Genomic DNA, 22,276 nt, shown 5'->3' on the forward strand with positions numbered 1-22,276 from the left:
AGGGGTATAACACTAAGCAGAAAACCATTGTTGGACATATTCTATAATTTTAGAATGCTCCTGTTCATCCTGCTCGCCAGAAACACGTTCTTTCACTTCGACAATTCCTTCGCCTGCACGTTTTCCTACAGTAATCCTTAACGGAATTCCAATAAGATCACTATCAGCAAATTTCACACCTGCACGTTCTTTACGGTCATCATATAACACATCAATACCAGCTGATTTCAACTGATCGTACAACTGATCAGCTAGCTGTTTCTGGTCTTCTTTTTTAGGATTTAAGGATAACAAATGAACTTGATAAGGTGCAATATTTGCAGGCCATGTTATTCCACTTTCATCGTGGTATTGTTCTACAATCGCTGCCACGGTTCTAGATACTCCAATTCCATAGGATCCCATAACCATTGTTTGAGATTTCCCCTGATCATTTAAATAACTAGCATTCATCTTATCCGCATAAAATTCACCTAACTTAAAGACATGTCCTACTTCAATTCCTCGTGCAAATTTAATCGTTCCTTGCCCATCAGGTGAAGGATCCCCTTCTTTGATAAATCGAAGATCTGCATACTCTTTCACTTCGAAATCTCTTCCCGGATTGACATTCACGTAATGATATCCAGATTCATTGGCTCCACTCGATACATTGACTAACTTTTCTACTGCTAAATCGGCAACGACTTCTATTTCCTTAGGTGTACCTACCGGCCCTAAAGAACCAAAACCTGAGCCCATAAGAGTTTGAGTATCCTGTTCGGTTGCAAGGTCAACAATATCAGCATCATATAAATTCTTAAGTTTTACATCATTGATTTCATGATCTCCACGGGTTACAACCATGACAAACTGATCGTCAACCTTGAACATAATAGCCTTTATCCCTTCAGCTAGTTCATGGTTTAAGTAGTTTGCTACGTCCTGCATTGTTTTTTGATTTGGAGTTGAAACCTTTTTGAGTGGTTTTGGCTCTTGATGGGAAATAGTGTGTTCTGCAACTACTGGTGCCATTTCGATATTAGCAGCATAGTCAGATGTATCAGAATAAGCAATCACGTCTTCGCCAACTTCTGATAAGACCATGAACTCATGTGTGTCTTTTCCTCCCATTTGTCCAGAGTCAGCAATAACTGCTCGAAAATCTAGACCACATCGTGCAAAAATATTGGAATAAGCCGCAAACATTTTCTCGTAACTTTCATCCAGACTTTCAAAAGATTCATTAAAGGAATAAGCATCTTTCATTAGAAATTCTCGGCCACGAAGCAATCCAAACCGTGGACGTTTCTCATCCCGGAATTTATTTTGAATTTGATAAACGGTAAGTGGCAATCGTTTATAACTTTTAATGGCATCCCGCACAAGACTAGTAATCACTTCTTCATGGGTCGCCCCAAGAGCAAACTCACGATCATGTCGATCATGTAGGCGCATCAATTCAGAACCATACGTACTCCAACGTCCACTTTCTTGCCAAAGTTCAGCCGGTTGCAATGCTGGCATCATCATTTCATGCGCACCAGCTTTGTCCATTTCTTCACGAACAATATCTTCTACTTTTCGTAATACGCGACGACCATTTGGTAAAAAACTATAAACACCTGAAGCAATCTGGCGTATGTAACCCGCTCGAACGAGAAGCTGATGACTTTTAATTTCAGCGTCTGCAGGATTTTCTTTCAAGGTTGGTATTAACATTTGACTTTGTTTCATTTTTACACCTCAGATTTCTGTTTAGATAAAAAGGAGCTGGAAGCAAGTATGAGAGCTGTCATCTCACAATTTGCTCCCAGCTCTTTCAATTATAGAAATAACCGTTGAATGTCATTCCATGTAACAACTAACATGAGCAGCATTAATAAAGCAAACCCAATAAAGTGCACAATTCCTTCTTTTTGCGGATCGATAGGTTTGCCTCGAACGCCTTCTAATCCTACAAAGATCAACCGTCCACCATCTAACGCAGGAAGTGGAAGTAAATTAATAATCCCTAAGTTTACACTTAGAATGGCTGTCCACATAACAAAGTTAGTGAATCCAGTTTGAACAACTTGGTCGGTTGCATCATAGATTCCAACAGGTCCTGATAACATATCAAGGGAAAATTGTCCCGTCACTAACATTCCAAGATTTGTTAAAATGAGTGTTCCCCAATCATACGTTTGCGTGAACCCAAAGGTAAGCTTTTTAACAAACGAATCCTCAAATGCTCGAGCGACACCGACCTGTCCAATTTCCATATCGCCTTCCTCTAAGCTTCTTGGAGTGACAGGCAGTTCTTGATTTTGCCCTTCGCGATTGACCGTAAGCGACACTTCTTCTTCAGGGTGTTCTCTTACAATAGTTGTGAACTCTTCCCACGAACGAACTGATTCATTATCAATGGCTACAACTTGATCCCCTGATTGTAAACCTGCCTGCTCAGCAGGTGAATCTGGTTGAACTTCACCAATTAATGCTTCTTCAGCAGGTACACCTTGAACGAATCCTAAGATCATAAATAAAATAATCGCTAAAACGAAATTCATGAGTGGCCCAGCAAACAATTGCATGGCACGCTGAGGCACTGTTTTTGAACCAAATTGACGATTGTAGGGAGCGATTTGTGTTTCTTTTTCATCCACTACAAACATGGCCTTTGGATCAATATCAAAGAATAGCTTCTCTTCTTCATCTATTTCATAGCCTTCAATCACTAATCGATGATCCAAGTCTGCTCTTTCTACTTCAATTACTCGAGCGTAAGGATGCTTGGATTTATTATTGACAATGATACGTTTCACATTACCTGCGTCATTAAATTCTAAGCCAATATGATGGCCTGCTTTCAATTCAATAATCTCCGGATCTTCACCCGCTACCCTGACATATCCACCAATAGGAAGTAGTCTGATAGTGTATAGCGTTTCGTTTCTCGTGAAGGCAAATATTTTTGGTCCAAAACCGATAGCGAATTCACGAGCAAGCATACCCGCTCGCTTTGCAAAAATAAGATGCCCCCACTCATGAACAAATACTAATAAGCCGAACATGAGTATAAATGCAATCACTGTAGTCAAATGAAGCACCTTCCTTTTAATTTAAATGGCTGCGGACTCGTTCTCTAGTCATCTTGTCTATAGATAGTATGGTTGATAAGTCAGGGGTATGAATACGTTGATGATTTGATAACTCTTTATCGATCAGTTTCTCAATGTCTAAGAATGATATTTTATCTTCCAAGAACATTTGAACCGCCTCTTCATTAGCAGCATTTAATACGGTTGTCATCGAACCACCTGCACGTCCCGCATCATAAGCCATTTGTAAACAGGGAAACCTTGTCATATCCATTTTTTCAAAATGTAGTGTAGCAATCTCTTCAAGTTCTAACTGTTTGGTCATGGTTAAATCAAGACGATCAGGATATGTTAAAGCATATTGAATAGGGACTTTCATATCTGGACTTCCAAGTTGTGCCATTACACTTCGATCTACAAATTCAACCATAGAGTGAATCACGCTTTCTCTATGAAGAATAACATGAATTTGGTCATAAGGCACATCAAATAACCAATGGGCCTCAATAACCTCGAGTCCTTTGTTCATCATAGAGGCGGAGTCAATAGTAATTTTAGCTCCCATACTCCAGTTTGGATGATTTAAAGCATCCTTAACCGTTACCCCTTCCAATTCTTCTCTCCTTTTATCACGAAAACTGCCACCGGAAGCTGTTATTATAAGTTTGTGAATATCTTTAGGGTTCTCACCATTTAAAGCTTGATAAATTGCTGAGTGTTCACTGTCAACAGGTAGTAACTTAACACCGTGTCGTTCAGCAGCATCCATTACTAAATGCCCTGCTGTAACTAATGTTTCTTTATTAGCTATCGCTATCGTTTTTTTGGCCTCAATCGCCTTTAACGTTGCGGGTAGTCCGATGCTTCCCATTACTGCGTTAACTACTACATCTACAGAATCGGCAACACTGGCTTCAATTAAACCTCCACTGCCACTTAAAATAAGTGAATGTTCAATTTCCCGATCTAGTTTTTCTTTCGTTATTTCATCTTGCACAACTACTATGGTTGGATTGAACTCTTGAATCAGCGGAATGGCCTCGGCAACATTTTTACCGAACGCCATAGCGTATAACGCAAACTCTTCTTTGTGTAGGCGCAATACCTCAAGCGTTTGCCTGCCGATCGAACCTGTTGCTCCTAAAAGTGCAATTTGTTTCATCATTACTCCCCCTCGATTACGCTGGAATAAAACCGATTAAATGCAAGATTGGCAGCATAAATATTAAGCTGTCAAAACGGTCAAGTACTCCACCGTGCCCTGGAAGAATTTTACCAGAGTCTTTAACGGCGTAATGCCGTTTAAAGGCAGACTCTACTAAATCCCCTACTTGACCTGCTATAGAAATTAGAACCGTAACGAGCAGGACAACTATCATAGAGGAGTGAAGCGGCTGTACTAACTGAAAAATAAAAGCTACGGCACACGCTAGTACAATACCTCCAACCGCACCCTCAATCGTTTTCTTAGGGCTGATTTGAGGCCATAATTTATTTTTGCCAAAGATTCGTCCGAAGATATAGGCACCTGTATCTGTAGCCCAAACGATAAATAATGCATAAAAAACATATTCTAAATTTGCATCTCTAGTTAAAATTAAATAATAGAAACCCATACCAATATAAATAGCTGATAATAAAAGAAATCCTGCATCATCAAAAGTGAACCGATTTTTAACGAGTACAGTGTAACTTAACAATAACAGAACAGCTAATAGAGTAATCTCTGATTTGGTGATAGGTAGATCGTACTCTCCAAACATCTCCTGCTTATACATTAAAGACCACATGAGGAAAAGTGTAATGGCTGAAGCTATTGAATACCTTGCGATTTTTTTCATACGCATAAGTTCAAATATTGCGATACTCGCTATTAAATAAACAAACAATTGAAAAGGCAAGCCGCCTAACATAACAATCGGTAAAAATATTAATGCCGCGACGACGGCTGTAATTGTTCTTTGTTTCATTATATATCCACACCTTATATCCCGCCGTAACGACGCTTTCGATTTTGGTAATCGCAGAGGGCTTTCTCAAAATGACTTTCATCAAAATCAGGCCAGAATACTTCTGTGAACCAAAACTCTGAATAAGCAAGCTGCCACAGCAAGAAATTGCTTAATCTTTGTTCCCCACTTGTACGAATGAGTAGATCAGGTTCTAGCAAATCAGATGTGTATAAGTGAGAAGAAAATAAATCCTCGTTAACCTCATCTGAGGAGATGTCACCCTTTTCAACTTTTTCAGCAATTTCCTTCACTGCATGAACCATCTCAAATCGACTACCATAATTTAAGGCGAAATTTAATATCAGCCCGTTATTCTTTGATGTTTTCTCAATCGCTTCATTAATTGCTTTTCTCGTATGGGGTGGTAATAAACTGACATCCCCTATAGTTTGCACTTGGACATTCCTTTCGATCAATTCCGGCAAATATGTACCTAAAAAGTCAACAGGAAGCTTCATTAGGAAATCTACTTCATTTTTAGGTCTCTTCCAATTTTCTGTTGAAAATGCGTAAAGAGTAAGAACATGTAAACCTAAATCTGAAGCATGACGAACAATCCTTTTCACGACGCTCATGCCCTCTTTATGACCTGCAATCCTTGGCATTCCTTTATTTTTTGCCCAACGACCATTTCCATCCATAATAATGGCTACATGCTTCGGAATATGATCATAGTCTAAGCCAAGAGTTCTATTTAATGTTTGTTTTTTACTTTTCGTAAATGGAAACTTGATTGGCATGAATAAATCCTCCAGTTCGATGGCTCCACTATATTATTATATACTATTATCCTACAACATGCCGCCATTCTCTTAAAGAGAAGAAAAGTGCCAGGGCTTGGTCAGCGACAATTAGTCTGTATTATACATAGTTTGCTTAACAACTGAAGTATGAAAAATAATCTGTTCGGCAAAACAAAAGCCGCACTGCCATACAGCAACAGTGCGGCTTTACAACCCTAAAGCATTTATACTTCCAACATTTCTGCTTCTTTATTTTTCGCTGATTTATCAATAGCTGCTATATTTTTATCCGTAACTTTTTGTACATCATCTTGAGATGCACGAAGGTCATCCTCTGTTAAATCTCCATCTTTTTCAAGCTTTTTCAATTTATCATTGGTCTCGCGACGAATGTTTCGAACTTGAACTTTTGCTTCTTCCGAATATTTACCTACTACTTTCACAAGTTCTTTACGACGCTCTTCCGTTAAAGCAGGAATGTTAATGCGCACTACGTTACCATCACTAGATGGAGATAGTCCTAAATCAGCCTTTTGAATCGCCTTTTCTATTTCAGAAATCGCTGATTTATCAAAAGGGGTGATCACTAATAATCTTGGTTCTGGTGCTGACACTTGAGCTAGTTGGTTAAGAGGTGCAGCTGCTCCATAATAATCAACATACACGCCATCTAATATAGCTGGATTCGCTCTTCCAGCTCTTACGGTTGCCAATTGACGTGAAAAAGCTTGAACTGCTTGCGTCATTTGCTGTTTTGTTTCATTAATAATTGAATCTGACATGATTATTTCCCCCTCACAATTGTTCCAATATTTTCGCCCATAACGGCTTTTTTAATATTACCTTCTTCTGTTATAGAGAATACCAGTAAATCGATGTCGTTGTCCATACATAATGAAGAAGCCGTTGAGTCCATGACACCTAATCCTTCATTAAGAACTTCCATGTAGGAAACTGTGTCGTATTTTTTAGCGTCTCCGTTAACCTTCGGATCATCAGTATAAACACCATCCACATTGTTTTTTGCCATGAGGATAACATCGGCTTCAACCTCAGCAGCTCTTAATGCGGCAGTAGTATCAGTTGAAAAATACGGATTGCCTGTTCCTGCAGCGAAAATCACAACTCGTTTCTTTTCTAAATGGCGAATTGCTTTTCTTCGAATGTAAGGTTCAGCTACCTGCCTCATTTCAATGGATGTTTGTACACGCGTCGGGATACCAATATTTTCTAAGCTATCCTGTAAGGCTAGTGAATTCATTACTGTCGCAAGCATACCCATATAATCTGCGTTAGCTCGATCCATTCCCATTTCACTACCTACTTTTCCACGCCAAATATTGCCACCACCGACAACTACGGCAATTTCGACACCTAATTCCGCCACTTCTTTTACCTGACGAGAAATTGAATGAATGATACTTGGTTCAATCCCAAATCCATCCTCACCACTCAAAGCTTCCCCGCTAAGTTTTAATACAATACGTCGATAGCGCGCTGTAGTCATAGAAACCTCCATTTACTCACTAATTTATATTCAAGCTACTCTTTTCATACTTCTATTTATGTAGCTAGCCTACAAATATATTCCTTATTCATGTTCTAAAATAGGGAACACGACGTGTCCCCTATTTTACTATCTATTATTTTTTAACTTGGCTCATCACTTCATCAGCAAAGTTTTCTTCACGTTTTTGCATACCTTCTCCAACTTCAAAACGCACAAATCCATTAATAGAACCACTAGCAGAAGCAATATATTGCTTCACTTTTTGATCTGGATCTTTTACAAAACTTTGTTCTAGTAGGCAAATTTCTTCGAAGAATTTATTCAGACGACCTTCTACCATTTTTTCTACAATGTTTTCAGGCTTTCCTTCGCTCAATGCTTGTGTTTTCAAAGTTTCACGCTCTGTATTAACTTCTTCTTCAGGAATCGCATCACGAGAAACATAGCGAGGATTAACCGCGGCTACGTGCATAGCAACATCTTTTGCTACAGCTTCATCAGTAGAACCTTCAAGAATGGTCAAAACGCCAATGCGGCCACCCATGTGAGTGTAAGCACCAAAAGCATCATTATCTGTTTTTTCTTTAATTTCAAAACGACGAAGAGAAATTTTCTCACCAATTTTTGCAGTGATATCAGTAATGTATTCGTTTAGCGTGCTTCCTTCACCATGAAGCTTTTCCTCAAGTGCAGATTCAACAGAAGCAGGTTTTTGGTTAATCAAATGCTTTCCAAGCTCTTGTAGAAGTGTTTTAAACTGATCATTCTTTGTAACAAAGTCTGTTTCACAGTTAACTTCAAACAAAACAGCTGTATTTCCTTCAACAACGATATGCGCTGCACCTTCAGCTGCAATACGATCGGCTTTTTTCTGCGCTTTAGAAATCCCTTTTTCACGCAACCAATCGATTGCTTTTTCCATATCACCATCAGTTTCAGTAAGTGCTTTTTTACAGTCCATCATACCAGCACCAGTTTTCTCACGAAGTTCTTTTACCATCTTAGCGTTAATCGCCATATTATTTGCCTCCTTAGTAGTCTGCTTTTATAGCTTTAAAAAAGGTGATAAAAGGTATACCCTCTTATCACCTCTCGAAACGTTAATTACTCTTCTACAGATTCTGCTTCCGCTTCTTCTGTTTCTTCAGTTTCTTCGCCTTGCTTAGCTTCTAGAACAGCATCAGCCATTTTAGCAGTTAACAATTTAACAGCGCGAATTGCGTCATCGTTTGCTGGGATAACATAATCGATTTCATCCGGATCACAGTTTGTATCAACAATACCTACCACCGGAATATTTAATTTATGAGCTTCCGCAATAGCAATGCGCTCTTTACGAGGGTCAACGACAAACATTACATCTGGAATAGAGTTCATATTTTTAATACCGCCTAAGAATTTGAATAGACGATCTTTTTCTTTAAGCATATCCACTACTTCTTTTTTAGGAAGCACTTCGAAAGTTCCGTCTTCTTCCATACGTTCAATATCCTTCATACGATTAATACGTTTACGGATTGTTTGGAAGTTTGTTAATGTACCTCCCAACCAACGTTGGTTGATATAGTACATTCCACAGCGGTTTGCTTCGTCACGCACTGTATCTTGTGCTTGTTTTTTTGTACCTACGAAAAGAACGTTTCCGCCATCTTCAGCAACCTCTTTAACGTAGTTGTACGCTTCATCTACCTTTTTAACTGTTTTTTGAAGGTCGATGATATAAATCCCGTTACGCTCTGTGAAGATGTATTTCTTCATCTTCGGATTCCAGCGACGAGTTTGGTGTCCGAAATGAACACCAGCTTCTAAAAGCTGTTTCATAGAAATTACAGACATTTGTTGTTCCTCCTGTTTTGGTTTTTTTAGTATCCTCCACCTTAATCATCTTTCCAATCAACTCTAACAATATAGAGCAACCTGACCGAAAATTAAAAGGTGTGTGTATTGACACCGTCAGTAAATATACCATAAGACCATCATTCAATCAAGTACATGGTTCTAATTTTTTTCTTGAAATTTAACAATAAGTTCTACTTCTGTTTTTCCCATACTTAGTTTTTTCGCAACAGTATCGACTGAATCACCATTTTTATACAACGTGATGATTTTTGAATGAATGGATGGTTCATAAGTTCCATCAGTTTCGACAGGTTGAGGTGGAGTATAAACAGCCTTTTTATTTTCTTCACTATCCTCTTCAGCAGATCGTACAGGTTCTTTCTCAGCTTCTCTTGAGTATTGTTGATCAATTTTAGATTCCAAGCGTCTATTTTCTTCCTTTATCTCTAAAAGATAAGAAGAAAATAAGTCTTCAATTTCTCCAGCTACTTCTTTTTGTCGTAATTCAAGTTCTTCTGCCTTTTTTACTCTTGTTAAAAGTGTAATCAATCCAATAATTAATACACCGTCAACAATGAAACTAATTACTAGCAAAAAATATACCATGTGTATTCTCACCCACTAATATCTAACATATTCCCTAAGTTAGGACTTTCTCTTACAATTTTCGCTTCAAAAATATATTCTAAACCTGCTACATAGTTTTGGCTTTTTGATTGTTTCTTATTTAACTTGTTCCTCTAGTAATCTTGCCCAGATAATACTTTGTATCTTCTATTGACCCGAAATCACAACCTCATTATCATCCAAAACAATCGTTACTTGATGATATTCTTGAAGAGATGTTCTTTGATATTTCCCAAAGGATAAATAGACATTAGAATAAAGCGTTCCGTTAACCTCTACACTAGCATCATCTAGATTTCCTAATAAAGACTCTAATTCTTCTAATTCTTCTGTAATCATATCAATTTCCTCATTTACATGTTGTAAAGAGTTTCGTTGCCTTAAGGCGGTAATTCTTTCTTTCGAGGATAAGCCGCTTGCGTTATCTCTCTTAGCATCTAAAAGCGTACCAATTCGTTCTAATTTTTGGACTTCATCCTCTTTTTTCTTGTGCTGGGCAATTAAACTTCTTCTCTTTTTTTCCACTTTCTCATTCATCCCTAAAGAAAGTGTAGTTAATGTACTCATACGATTCCCAACATCTTTTGAAATAATGGAAAAACCTGCCGAAATTGATCCACCAATAATATTTCCACTCTGACAGAACACGGAGTTTTTAACTACACACTGACTATGTAGTATAGAATTCTGCACAATAATGTCTTGTCCAGCCTCCACCTGAGCTTGATTAAGGTAACCAACCCGTATGTCACCACCAGCACTAATAAATCCTTTGTTCAGACCAACTATTCCTTCAGATATATGTATAGATCCACCAGCGCTTATTTCAGCTCCCTCAACTAAACCATGGATGGTGACATCCCCTTTAGCGTCAATCTTATAACCACTAGGTACATTTCCTCTAATAACGATCGAACCTACAAAATTCAAATTTCCAGTATGAAGATCAAGGTCACCTTGCACTTCATACAACGGCTGTATTTGTATTGTAGGTTTATTAAAATTTAATTGACCGCTAATCTTTGCATAAAAGCTAGAGTTTTTTCGTTTAAAGGTTACATTTTCACCAGCCTTCACCCTCGAAGGCTTTCCGTTGCTAGCAGGGATGTTTTCACCAAAAACATTTTTACCATGGGTGCCTTCCGTCGGTTCGATTATATAGGCTAAGCGTTCATCTTCTTCAACAGAGGGAATACGGAGAATATCTCTGAAATTCGTTTTTTCCTTGTTATCGACTGCATGTTGAAAATCAACTACAAATTTCACTTCACCATCTACACCATCTACAGGGTCTCTTCCAATAGCGATCACTTCAGGGAAATGACAAGAAGGCATATCATTCACTAAACGGTGGATAACCTCGTCATTAATGCCAAAAGAAACCTTGTTCTTTTTTAATAATGCACGAATATACTCATCGGTTAACTCACCAGTCGGTGTTTCGGATGGAATATCTATGTAGGCTTCCATTTTATCTTTTGAGATCTGAATTTGAAGTAGATCTAGGTTTTTTAATTGTTCCACCTGTATACCTCCCTTATTTTAAATGACGATGTCCATCAGGGAATGACGAAGTTTAAAAAGAGCCTTGGCATGGATTTGTGAGATGCGGGAAGTAGTTAACCCCATTATTTCTCCAATCTCCGTTAAAGTTACCTCTTCAGTATAAAATAAACTAACTACCAATTGTTCTTTCTCATTTAATTGTTTAATTTGTTCGGCTAATTCTTCATAGTTCTCTTTTTGAACAATGTTTTCGCTAGGTGATATCGATTCGATGTCGGGAATTGAATAACCAATTCCTTCTTTATTTTCATTGTTGCTATCTTTTGGTTTATCTTCCATCGAGAGGATATTAGCAAATAGTGAATCTTTCATAACTTCTTCCACTTCGGACCTATTCATTCCTAATTGATGAGCAACTTCTTCGGAGAAAGCGGGTCTTTGATAGTGTTGTTCTAGTTGCTCAGCGGCCTGTTCAATTTTTTTGGATTTATCACGTACTGACCTAGGCAACCAGTCTTCTTTCCTTAATCCATCAATAATAGACCCCTTGATACGAAAGGATGCATATGTATCAAATTTCAAATCTCTTGATATATCAAACTTTCTTAATGCATCGTACAAACCTAGTAAACCCAAACTTCTTACATCTTCCTTACTCACACTTTTAGGTAAGTGGGCAGATATTCTTTGCACATGAAAGCTAACTAGATAATCGTACAATTGAACCAACTCATTAGCTGCTTCACTATCTTGGTTATTCACCCAATTATCCCATAGCTCTTGTTCTTTTGAGGATTTAGAGCTACTCATCAAATTCCTCCTCGTCCTATTTTCAACCTACACTATTTGTTTTCTTTTAGTAGCGAACGGACCATTTCTGATGTTTCTTTGACCATAGTTTCTTCCTGTTCATCTTGTTCTTGTCCCTCTTCTGATTCTTCTTTGCTCTTTTCTTCACTGTTCTCCTTTGAAAGAGATTGTTCTGCTTGCTTAGATGCATGGGAGTCTTTAGCAATAAAATAGCTAATGACTCGAAATAAGTAGGCAACCAAAAAGAAAATCACAAAATAGAACAACCCTCTGTAGAGAGAGGTTTCCCAAGAATTTGTCGTTAAAGAAAATAAAAAAGTTATGAGGCATGCAAGTATCCCACTAGTTACGTTCCACTTAAGGGATCCGATCATATCATCTTCTCTCCTTTATGAACCGTTCGTATCCTTAAAACACTAGTCGCTGGATCGAATTCAATGGTTCGTCCATTCTTTCCCCCTACATCTTCCGCTTCAATAGGTATCTTAAGGTTTTGTAGTTTTTCCTTAACGGCTTTTATATTACGAGAGCCAATCCTCATCGTATCACTAGCAGTGTTAAACTGAAACATCTGAGCTCCACCAGCAATTTTAGCTTTTAGTCGATAAGAAGAGACGCCTTTATTGATTAACCTTCGTACTAATTCATCGATAGCTGTATCAGCATATTTTGCCAGATTTTCTGTTGATTTCTTCTCTACATTTGCACTGGGCAGCATGATATGTGCCATACCGGCAATGGAAAGCATTCGATCATACAAAATAATACCAACACATGATCCAAGTCCAGATGTTCGTAAAATCGATGGAGGGCAAGCTACATTTATATCAGCAATCCCTACCTTTATGACTTGAACTACTTCACTACTCATGATTAGAAATCCCAACAGATTGAAATAAAACATCATAAGATATCGGATCAGGGAATAAAAAGAAATGTCCCTTTATTTCTTCTTCATTACCTTCTTCTTGAAGAAGAGTCTCTATGACTATGGCTTGATCACTAATTTGTGAAAGCTCAATTAATCCATGGCTTAAAATAGCTCCAACCATATCCATTGCTAACAGGGGAACAGATGGGTACAAGTCTAGTTTTGTGAAATCCGATAAACTAGATAAGTAAGCACCTGTTACAATATTGCCAAGCTCTTGTAAAGCAGAACGATGAAATTCTGAATCTAGTAGTTGAGAAACGGAGTCGCTTGTTTGACCTATTAATTGGTTCACAAACTTCACCGCTTGTAAAGGAGACAGAATAAAAAACATACTGCCCGGCGCATCCCCTTCAATCCGTAACATAATACTTATTACTTCCGTTTCTGCACCACCAGCTAGTTCCATAACTTCATCAAATTCAATAAGCTGAACAGAAGGAACTTGCATATCTATTTTTCTATTTAATAATTTCGAAAGTGATGTTGTTGCATTTCCTGCTCCAATATTTCCTATCTCTTTAAGTACATCCAGATGCATGTGCGTAAATTGATCTTTAAAAGACATTATCCTATCCTTCTATTTCTTGTAATTCTTTTATTTCATCAGTTGATAGTACTTTACTTAAGTTTAATAAAATTAATAGCCGACGTTCAACTTTCACTACACCACTGATATAGTCAGCTTCAACAGAACCCACAACTTCAGGAGGAGGTTCAATAGCACTTTCCTCAAAATCCATGACATCATTCGCTGCATCTACGATTAATCCTACATTCATATCATCAATTGTAGCAATAATGATTCTTGTACTATCATCAAATTTGGAATTGGATAAGTCAAAACGTTTTCTTAAATCAATAATTGGTGTAATGACCCCTCTTAGATTAATAACGCCTTCCACAAAATTTGCTGTTCTTGGAACTCTTGTTATATGCATTACCCGCTCAATGGAACCTACTTGCTGTACAGGAATTGCATATTCTTCATTTTCTAATTGAAAGACAATTACCTTTGCCATACTTCCTTTATCATATGCCATAACAAAGCCTCCTTTTATTTAATTAATGCATTAGAATCTAATATTAACGCAACTTGTCCATCACCTAATATTGTTGCTCCAGATATAGCAAATACTCCAGAGAGATACTCACCCAACGATTTTAGAACCACTTCTTGTTGTCCTATAAATGAGTCAACAACTAATCCTGCCATTTTATCGCCTTTTCGAGTAATCACTAGAGAGTAGTAATCACTTTCTTCCAATTCTTCAGGCACCTCAAAGATATTTTTCAAAAACACAAGTGGTACCACGTTACCTCTAAAATCAATAACTTCCTTATTATGAGCACGCAGTATATCTTCTTTTTTGACAATGGCCGTTTCAATAATGGAAGACAGTGGGATTGCATATTTTTCCTTTTGAACCTCAACGAGCATCACAGAAATTATAGAAAGTGTTAACGGAAGTTGAATAGAGAACATGCTCCCTCGACCTAATTCAGAGTCTATTGAAATAGTACCACCCAAAGATTCAATGGTGTTTTTAACTACATCTAATCCGACACCACGTCCAGAAACATCTGAAATCGTTTCAGCTGTAGAGAATCCGCTCGACATAATTAGCTCGTAAACTTGTTTATCCGAAAGTTTTTCGGCTTGTTCTTCGGTTACTACTTGGTTAGATAATGCTTTTTTCAAAACTCGTTCTCGATCAATACCAGCACCATTATCAGTAATATCAATGATCACATGGTTCCCACTATGATACGCCTTTAATTCAATACTCCCTGTAACTGGTTTCCCTTTTTGTTCACGTTCCTCTGGATTTTCGATGCCGTGGTCAATCGCATTCCTAATTAGATGCACAAGAGGATCGCCTATTTCATCAATGACGGTCCGGTCAAGTTCTGTATCTGCCCCGACAATATTCAATTCTATATTCTTGTTCAAGTCTCTTGAAAGTTGGCGAACCATCCGTGGAAAACGATTAAACACCTGTTCGATTGGTACCATTCTCATATTGAGTATAATGCTTTGTAAATCACCAGATACTCTCGACATCCGTTCCACCGTGTCTTGAAGTTCAGAGTGATTCAATTCATTTGAAATTTGCTCTAAGCGCCCACGATCAATGACTAATTCCTCAAATAAGTTCATGAGTACATCTAATCGATCAATATTTACTCGGATCGTTTTATTGGCCACTTGTTTACTTTTCGAATCAGGTTTAGTATTCTCGGTCTCGCTTTTATTCTCAACCTTTTCGTTGTCCTCCTCTTTTGTTAGTGAATTGTCCTGAGGTTGATTTGAGTCAGTGAAATTGTCTAATTCTACTACAGACACTCCAACTGATTCGATTTCTGAAACTTTCATTATTTTAGCTCTTACGTCTTCTTGACTATCATTTGTCACGATTAAAACTTGAAAACTAGTTTCAAACTTCTCGTTCTCTAATTCATCGACAGGCGGAGTTGACTGCACCACTTCTCCAATATTTTCTAACACTTCGAAAACCATATATACTCTGGCAGCTTTTAATAAGCAGTCTTCGCGCAATGTAACTTGAACGCTAAAATTGTTTAGGCCTTGCTCACTAGACTGTTCAAGTACGGTACGAGTAAATTCATCCAATAACAATGTTGATTCACCGGAATCATTCGATGTACTTTCTTTTTCCTGTTTCTCATCAACGGAATCACCTAACTCAATGGCTTGCAAAAGCTCCACGACACGAGTTACATCCCGTTCACCTGTACCTCCTTCTGAAATGTCTAGAACCATAGCTTCTAAGTCATCCACAGAGTCAAATACAACATCAAGCATATCGGAATCCACGTGTATTTGTTCATTCCTTACCCCATCCAACACGTTTTCCATTTTATGGGTGAGATTGGATAAGTCTTGGTATCCCATAGTAGCGGACATTCCTTTTAAGGTATGTGCTGATCTAAAGATTTCCCCGACAACGGTTAGATCTTCTGGTGACTTTTCTAAATCTAGCAACCGATCATTAATCGATTGTAAATGCTCATTACTTTCGTCAATAAAAATTTCTAAATATTGATTTGTATCCATCCCATGTCCCCCTATATATAAATCGCTTTTAAAATGCTCTCACTTATTTTATCGACAGGAACTACTTCATTGGCAAGTTTTGATGTAATAACAGCTCTTGGCATTCCAAATACGATCGATGTTTCTTCTGATTCGGCTATAACATATGTACTTGATTCTTGATTTTTCAGTTGAATAAGTCCTTCAGTGCCATCAGCTCCCATACCTGTCATTACAACAGCGATGGTATACAAATCAAGAGTTGAAAGGGACTGATAGAGATGGTTAACAGACGGTCGATGTCCACTTTGAGGAGGACTTTGTTCTAGTTCTATCTTGAGATCGCCTGCTTCTTCTACTACTATTCCCATGTGGTAATCACCAGGAGCAATGTACGCAATCCCTTTTGTTAAGGGCTCCCCATGTTCAGCTTCTTTTACGGTAATCTCCGAAAGCTGATTGAGTCGATTAGCCAATGATTGAGTAAATCCCTTGGGCATATGTTGAACAATGACAACAGGAACACCTAGATCCTTAGGTAATGTAGTTAAAACAGCTTGCAAAGCACGAGGTCCACCAGTAGAAGTTCCTACCGCCACTACAGTTTTTTTATTCGTGGATTCTGTTCTAAGTGGTACTGGATTTACATTGGAATTCTTGTTACTGCTAAGACTCTTTAACACATTAGCTTTGCTTGCTATGATAATTTTTCGAACAATGACATGTTCCATTTTGTTTATATCAAGGGAAATTGAACCCGAGGGTTTTAAAATAAAGTCAACAGCACCGAGAGTTATCGCTTGAACCGTACTTTCTGCACCTTCACTTGTTAAACTCGACACCATCACTACAGGCATTGGTTTCTCTTTCATCAATCTTTCTAAAGCTTCTAAGCCATTCATCTTAGGCATTTCTATATCTAGTGTTACAACATCAGGTTCAAGTTCGATAGCTTTAGAAACTCCGTCTTCACCATTTCTAGCCGTACCCACAACATCAATGCGAGGATCATTGTTGAGAATATCAGATAGCACTTTCCTCATAAACGCTGAATCATCAACTACTAAAACTTTTACATTTTTCATCATGAATTCTACCTCTCTCGTACAAAACGCCTTAACTTTGATAGGAAAGATTCGTCTCTGCTTTGTTTTGGCTCATTTAAGTAACCTTCTACTATTGAATGAACCGCTTTACTTGCAGCACTTTTAGGATGACTTATAACAAAAGGAATTTGATTTAAAACCGATTCAAAAACCATTCGATCGTCAGGGATCGTTCCTAGGTAATGAACCCTTTTGTCTAAAAACTTATTAGCTACCATATTCAATCTTTCAAACGTATCTTTGGCTGACTGTTTACTAATCGAACGGTTGGTCAGAACTTGTATTTCCACCTGTGAATCATTGTTTACTAAATGCTTTAGCATTGCGTATGCATCGGTTATGGAAGTGGGTTCTGGTGTTGTTACTAGAACGACTTCCTCAGCAGCGCTCATCAGAAGTAAACTATCCTCTGTTGCACCTGCCCCCATATCAAAAAGAATATAATCATACATGGCGACTAACTGTTCAAATTGATAATGAAAATAGTGATATTTTTGCTCATCTAAATTGAAGATCTCTGATAATCCTGAACCGCCAGCAATATAAGAAAGATTATGGGGGCCCTCTTCAATAATGTCTTTAATAGAAGTATTCTGTTTAAACAAATCTACGAAAGAGTGATGTGGTGAAACTCCAAGTAGAATATCTATGTTCCCCATCCCGATATCAAAATCCATAATCAAAACTTTTTTTTGTTGTTCGATCAACTTTAAAGCAAAGTTAATCGTAAAGTTTGATTTTCCGACACCACCTTTTCCACTCGCAATCGCTATCGTCTTAGCTCTAGTGTGCGGCACGTGGTTTTTCAGGCGGTTCCTTAGTTGTTCAGCCTGATCATTCATAAGAGAATCCCTCAGTAACAGAGCGAATAAGCTTGCCGGAATCTGCTTGATCAATGTCATCAGGAACATCCTGACCGTAGGTAATATAGGCAATCCCGATATTGTTAGTAACCGCTAAACTTAAAGCGCCTCCAATCCTAGACGTTTCATCACTTTTAGTGAAAATTAGTCTTTCTATTGGAACTTGATTAAATTGATGGAAGATCTCTAGCATATCCTGATATTTTGATGTAAGTGAAAGCACTAAATAAGTTTCTGTGTTTTCGTTGAAATTGATCATTTTCTTGAGCTCACTTACATATTGGGAATCCCTGAAATTTCGTCCAGCCGTATCTATAAAAACAAGATCATAGTCATCAAATTTCGCTCGTGCTTCCATATAATCATCTAAGTTATAGGCTACTTCTAACGGAATATCTAGAATTTTTGCATAGGTTTTCAACTGATCAATCGCCGCAATTCGATACGTATCGGTAGTAATAAATCCGACCTTTAAATTCTTATTTAAAACAGCATCTGCAGCGAGCTTGGCTACAGTTGTTGTTTTTCCTACACCTGTAGGCCCTACAAGATGAACAAACTTCTTAGTAAAAGAGTGATCACCAATCGCTATATTTTCTAATTGCTTTATTAAGTGATTGTATGTGCTTAGATGGACCTGTTCTTCACTTAATTGCTCAAAGGAGAGTTCTGAAAATTCCCCTAATAATAAATGCTTTATATCTTGACAAATCTCTTCGTCTAACTCTTGATCTAGCAAATGTTTATGCATTCGATCTAAAGAAGTAGAGTCAGATTCCGAAGAGGATTGCTGTTGAATCATTGCCTTTAATTGTCTAATTTCCCGAACAACACCTTCACTTTCGCTACTAGTAAGTTGAGGTTCTCGTTTAGGTGATGTAGTTTCCAACTTTCCTTTATCCGGAACAGGGTCAATCGCCGCAATCACTTCAGTTTGCGTTTTTTTAAACATGCCTAGAAATCCACCAGTTTTAATTTCTTTAGAGTTTAAGATCACGGCATCATTCCCTAAATTCTTTTTGACTTTTTTCATAACTTCAGGCATCGAAGGTCCTTGAAACTTTTTTACCTTCATGTAACATTCACCACCCCTACACTTTCTACCTCTGCATTAGGATCGAGCTCATTGTAAGACAAGACCACAACTTGAGGAAAAAAACGATCTAGCAATTGCTTTACATACATCCTTACAGCTGGAGAACATAACAAAATAGCCATTTCCTCCTGTAGTGAAACTTGGTCCACTTGCTCTGAAACTGCTTTAATTATTGACTGTTGTGAATCAGGATCTAAAGATAAATAACTACCATGCTCTGTTTGCTGGACGTGATCAGCAATTAATTTTTCGATTTTACCAGAAACCGTGATCACCCTTAAGCTTTGGCCCTCATTTTGGTATTGATTGGTAATTTGAGAAGCCAGAGCTTGTCTAGCATATTCGGCTAATAAGTCCGTATCATTTGTCATCTTTCCGAAATCAGCTAAGGTCTCAAAAATGACCGGCAGATTTTTAACCGATACATTTTCTTTTAACAATTTAGCTAATACCTTTTGCACATCCCCTATAGATAAAGGCTCCGGAGTTACTTCATCTACTAAAATAGGATAAGATTCTTTTAAATGGTCAATAAGCTGTTGGGTTTCTTGGCGTCCTAATAACTGATAGGCATTCTTTTTTATGACTTCAGTTATATGAGTGGATACAACAGAAGGTGGGTCAACAACGGTATAACCAGAAAGCTCTGCTTCATCTTTTAAATCTTCTGTAATCCATTTGGCTGGTAAACCAAAAGCAGGTTCTGTCGTTTCAATGCCATCAATTTCATCATCTTCCATTCCCGGACTCATTGTTAAATAATGATCAAGGAGCAACTCTCCTTTAGCGACCTGATCACCTTTAATTTTTAAGCGATATTCATTAGGTCCAAGTTGGATATTATCTCGAATTCTTACAACCGGAATAACAATACCTAATTCAATAGCTAATTGTCGACGAATCATTACGATACGATCAAGAAGATCCCCACCCTGGCTCGTATCAGCTATTGGAATTAATGCATAACCAAACTCAAATTCTACAGGGTCCATACTAATTAAGTTAACGACATTATTCGATGATTTCATTTGATCACTTTCCGCTTCATCTACTTCTTCTGGCTCTTCCTCTTCAGGCTCTTCGTCAACCCTTGATAACCAATATCCACCAAATATTAAACCTGATGAGATTAAAGTTGTTAAGAAAAAAGGTATTGGCGTTAAACCTAATAAAAATATAGTACCTCCCGCGATGTACAAGAGCTTTGGATACCTTAACAGCTGACTGGTTACATCAGACCCAAGGTTTCCTTGTGAAGCCACACGTGTCACTACTATCCCTGTCGCGGTAGAAATTAACAGTGCAGGTATTTGGCTGACAAGTCCATCCCCCACAGTAAGTCTCATATATGTATCAATTGCTTCATTAAAGGACATTCCCATTTGGACCATACCTATAATTAAGCCAAAAATAATATTCATAAGTACAATAATGATTCCAGCTATTGCGTCCCCTTTAACAAACTTACTAGCACCATCCATGGCACCGTAAAAGTCTGCTTCGTTTTCAATCTTTTCTCTACGTTCTTTAGCTTGATGTTCGTTAATCATACCCGCATTTAAATCTGCATCTATACTCATTTGTTTTCCTGGCATAGCGTCTAGTGTAAAACGAGCAGCAACTTCCGACACTCTTTCGGCACCTTTTGTAATAACTAAAAATTGAATGATTACTAAAATAACAAAGACAACAAACCCAACAAGGGGATTACCTCCGATAACAAACGTTCCAAATGTTTCGACTACTCCTCCAGCATCCCCTTCGGATAAGATCGAACGCGTGGTTGAAACATTTAGACCTAGTCGAAATAAGGTAAGCAATAGCAATAATGTTGGAAATACAGCAAATTGCAGTGCTTCTTCCATATTCATAGTAACTAAAATAACAGTTAGTGCCAACGTTATGTTAATTAAAATTAAGAAACTAAGAAGCCACCCAGGCAATGGTATGACAAGCATTACAATAATTAAAATGACACCTAATAATACGGATAAATCTCTTGCTGACATGTGGGTCACTCCTTAGTTCTACACTTTTTTCTCTAATCGATAAACATAAGCTAAAATTTCTGCTACTGCTTTAAAAAACTGTTCATCAATGGGTTGGTCTATTTCTGACTCTTGATACAATGCTCTTGCTAAAGATCGATTTTCTACCATCATGACATCATTAGCCTTGGCCACCTCTTTGATCTTTTGTGCGATAAAATCGACACCTTTTGCAACAACAAGGGGAGCATCAGATTTTTCTTCATTGTATTTTATCGCAATCGCAAAGTGGGTAGGGTTGGTAATCACAACATCAGCATCTGGTACCTCACTCATCATCCGAGCTGCTGACATTTGCCTTTGCTTTTCTTTAATCTTTGATTTGATCTGGGGATCCCCTTCCATATTCTTATGCTCATCTTTAACATCTTTTTTTGACATCCGAATATTTTTTTCATGATCATATCGTTGATAAACATAATCAATCGTAGAAAGAAGTAAAAGGGCTAACCCTGATGCCAATCCCATCAAAATCGTAATATTCCCAAAAAAGACGAGAGCAACTTCGACCGATTTTTGCGACATTAACATCATTTGATCTTTATTCGCCCATATAATTGTAAATGTGATTACTCCAACAACTGAAATTTTCAGTAATGATTTAACTAGCTCAACGAGTGCACGAGCAGAAAATATCCGCTTTGCCCCTTTAATTGGATCTAATTTTTTTAAATCAAATTTCAAAGGTTCTCCGGTAAAAAGGATTCCTACTTGTAAAAGGTTAGAAGATATACCAGCTATCATGGCAATACCCATAATTGGAGCCATGACCATTGCCATCTCTGCCGTTGCTTCCAAAAACACAGTGGCCACATTATCGGTTGTTAATTCCCAGTGAATGTATTCCTGAAAAGATTTACTATACATATTCTTCATAGCATTTTTCAATTGCCCACCTAATAAATATAATCCGCCAAACACCATTAGCAACAGGAAACCAGTATTTACATCCTGACTTTTTGGTACTTGTCCCTTATTACGAGTGTCCTTTTGTTTCTTTGGCGTTGCTTCCTCTGTTTTCTCATCTGCAGCAAAATATTGTAGGTCTAGTGTGATCCAACGCAT

General features: G+C 37.8%; 22 protein-coding genes. All 22 read right to left on the reverse strand.

Going from position 1 to position 22,276, the window contains the following annotated elements; translation table 11 throughout:
- Positions 1-12 precede the first annotated feature (12 nt).
- Positions 13-1,716, reverse strand: a complete 1,704-nt coding sequence (locus ACFQIC_RS04825) for a proline--tRNA ligase (RefSeq protein ID WP_204707785.1) — start codon at positions 1,714-1,716, stop codon at positions 13-15.
- An 89-nt stretch (positions 1,717-1,805) separates the two neighbouring features.
- Entirely contained in the window at positions 1,806-3,062 is a 1,257-nt protein-coding gene (gene rseP / locus ACFQIC_RS04830; RefSeq protein WP_204707786.1) for an RIP metalloprotease RseP, read from the reverse strand.
- 16 nt (positions 3,063-3,078) lie between these two features.
- On the reverse strand, positions 3,079-4,224 hold the full coding sequence (gene dxr / locus ACFQIC_RS04835) for a 1-deoxy-D-xylulose-5-phosphate reductoisomerase (RefSeq protein ID WP_204707787.1): 1,146 nt from the start codon (positions 4,222-4,224) through the stop codon (positions 3,079-3,081).
- Between the two features lie 16 nt (positions 4,225-4,240).
- The gene (locus ACFQIC_RS04840; protein ID WP_204707788.1) at positions 4,241-5,032 is read right to left on the reverse strand and encodes a phosphatidate cytidylyltransferase; all 792 of its coding nucleotides are present in this window, start codon (positions 5,030-5,032) and stop codon (positions 4,241-4,243) included.
- A 14-nt stretch (positions 5,033-5,046) separates the two neighbouring features.
- Positions 5,047-5,814 carry an isoprenyl transferase gene (locus ACFQIC_RS04845; protein ID WP_204707789.1) on the reverse strand — a complete coding sequence of 256 codons (768 nt, stop codon included), beginning with the start codon at positions 5,812-5,814 and terminating at the stop codon, positions 5,047-5,049.
- Between the two features lie 227 nt (positions 5,815-6,041).
- Positions 6,042-6,599: a ribosome recycling factor gene (frr, locus tag ACFQIC_RS04850; RefSeq protein WP_204707790.1), complete on the reverse strand. Its 558-nt coding sequence runs from the start codon at positions 6,597-6,599 to the stop codon at positions 6,042-6,044.
- Positions 6,600-6,601: 2 nt separating this feature from the next.
- Positions 6,602-7,324: a UMP kinase gene (gene pyrH / locus ACFQIC_RS04855; RefSeq protein WP_204707791.1), complete on the reverse strand. Its 723-nt coding sequence runs from the start codon at positions 7,322-7,324 to the stop codon at positions 6,602-6,604.
- A gap of 136 nt (positions 7,325-7,460) precedes the next feature.
- Positions 7,461-8,345 (reverse strand): translation elongation factor Ts, encoded by an 885-nt coding sequence (gene tsf, locus ACFQIC_RS04860; protein WP_204707792.1) that lies wholly within the window; start codon positions 8,343-8,345, stop codon positions 7,461-7,463.
- A gap of 86 nt (positions 8,346-8,431) precedes the next feature.
- Entirely contained in the window at positions 8,432-9,163 is a 732-nt protein-coding gene (gene rpsB / locus ACFQIC_RS04865) for a 30S ribosomal protein S2 (protein WP_204707793.1), read from the reverse strand.
- 162 nt (positions 9,164-9,325) lie between these two features.
- Positions 9,326-9,772: a DUF6115 domain-containing protein gene (locus tag ACFQIC_RS04870; protein WP_204707794.1), complete on the reverse strand. Its 447-nt coding sequence runs from the start codon at positions 9,770-9,772 to the stop codon at positions 9,326-9,328.
- A 168-nt stretch (positions 9,773-9,940) separates the two neighbouring features.
- Entirely contained in the window at positions 9,941-11,317 is a 1,377-nt protein-coding gene (locus ACFQIC_RS04875) for a DUF342 domain-containing protein (protein ID WP_204707795.1), read from the reverse strand.
- Between the two features lie 18 nt (positions 11,318-11,335).
- Positions 11,336-12,109 carry a FliA/WhiG family RNA polymerase sigma factor gene (locus tag ACFQIC_RS04880; RefSeq protein ID WP_204707796.1) on the reverse strand — a complete coding sequence of 258 codons (774 nt, stop codon included), beginning with the start codon at positions 12,107-12,109 and terminating at the stop codon, positions 11,336-11,338.
- A 32-nt stretch (positions 12,110-12,141) separates the two neighbouring features.
- Positions 12,142-12,483, reverse strand: coding sequence for a hypothetical protein (locus ACFQIC_RS04885; RefSeq protein ID WP_204707797.1), 342 nt, complete (start codon positions 12,481-12,483; stop codon positions 12,142-12,144).
- Positions 12,480-12,980 carry a chemotaxis protein CheD gene (locus tag ACFQIC_RS04890; RefSeq protein ID WP_204707798.1) on the reverse strand — a complete coding sequence of 167 codons (501 nt, stop codon included), beginning with the start codon at positions 12,978-12,980 and terminating at the stop codon, positions 12,480-12,482. Before ACFQIC_RS04890 ends, ACFQIC_RS04885 begins: the two co-directional genes overlap by 4 nt.
- Entirely contained in the window at positions 12,973-13,608 is a 636-nt protein-coding gene (locus ACFQIC_RS04895) for a chemotaxis protein CheC (protein ID WP_204707799.1), read from the reverse strand. Before ACFQIC_RS04895 ends, ACFQIC_RS04890 begins: the two co-directional genes overlap by 8 nt.
- A gap of 4 nt (positions 13,609-13,612) precedes the next feature.
- Positions 13,613-14,083 carry a chemotaxis protein CheW gene (locus ACFQIC_RS04900; protein WP_204707800.1) on the reverse strand — a complete coding sequence of 157 codons (471 nt, stop codon included), beginning with the start codon at positions 14,081-14,083 and terminating at the stop codon, positions 13,613-13,615.
- Positions 14,084-14,097: 14 nt separating this feature from the next.
- Positions 14,098-16,119, reverse strand: coding sequence for a chemotaxis protein CheW (locus ACFQIC_RS04905; protein ID WP_204707801.1), 2,022 nt, complete (start codon positions 16,117-16,119; stop codon positions 14,098-14,100).
- Positions 16,120-16,130: 11 nt separating this feature from the next.
- Complete coding sequence (locus ACFQIC_RS04910; RefSeq protein WP_204708020.1) at positions 16,131-17,183, reverse strand: protein-glutamate methylesterase/protein-glutamine glutaminase; 1,053 nt, start codon at positions 17,181-17,183, stop codon at positions 16,131-16,133.
- A gap of 8 nt (positions 17,184-17,191) precedes the next feature.
- A complete protein-coding gene (locus tag ACFQIC_RS04915; protein WP_390216972.1) occupies positions 17,192-18,106 on the reverse strand; it encodes a MinD/ParA family protein in 915 nt (304 codons plus the stop codon).
- Positions 18,039-19,142 (reverse strand): flagellar biosynthesis protein FlhF, encoded by a 1,104-nt coding sequence (gene flhF / locus ACFQIC_RS04920; protein WP_204707802.1) that lies wholly within the window; start codon positions 19,140-19,142, stop codon positions 18,039-18,041. Before flhF ends, ACFQIC_RS04915 begins: the two co-directional genes overlap by 68 nt.
- Positions 19,139-21,172 (reverse strand): flagellar biosynthesis protein FlhA, encoded by a 2,034-nt coding sequence (gene flhA, locus ACFQIC_RS04925; RefSeq protein ID WP_204707803.1) that lies wholly within the window; start codon positions 21,170-21,172, stop codon positions 19,139-19,141. Before flhA ends, flhF begins: the two co-directional genes overlap by 4 nt.
- An 18-nt stretch (positions 21,173-21,190) precedes the next feature.
- Positions 21,191-22,276, reverse strand: coding sequence for a flagellar biosynthesis protein FlhB (gene flhB, locus ACFQIC_RS04930; RefSeq protein WP_204707804.1), 1,086 nt, complete (start codon positions 22,274-22,276; stop codon positions 21,191-21,193).

This window comes from Halobacillus seohaensis, from assembly GCF_042663045.1.
GTDB lineage: Bacteria > Bacillota > Bacilli > Bacillales > Halobacillaceae > Halobacillus_A > Halobacillus_A seohaensis.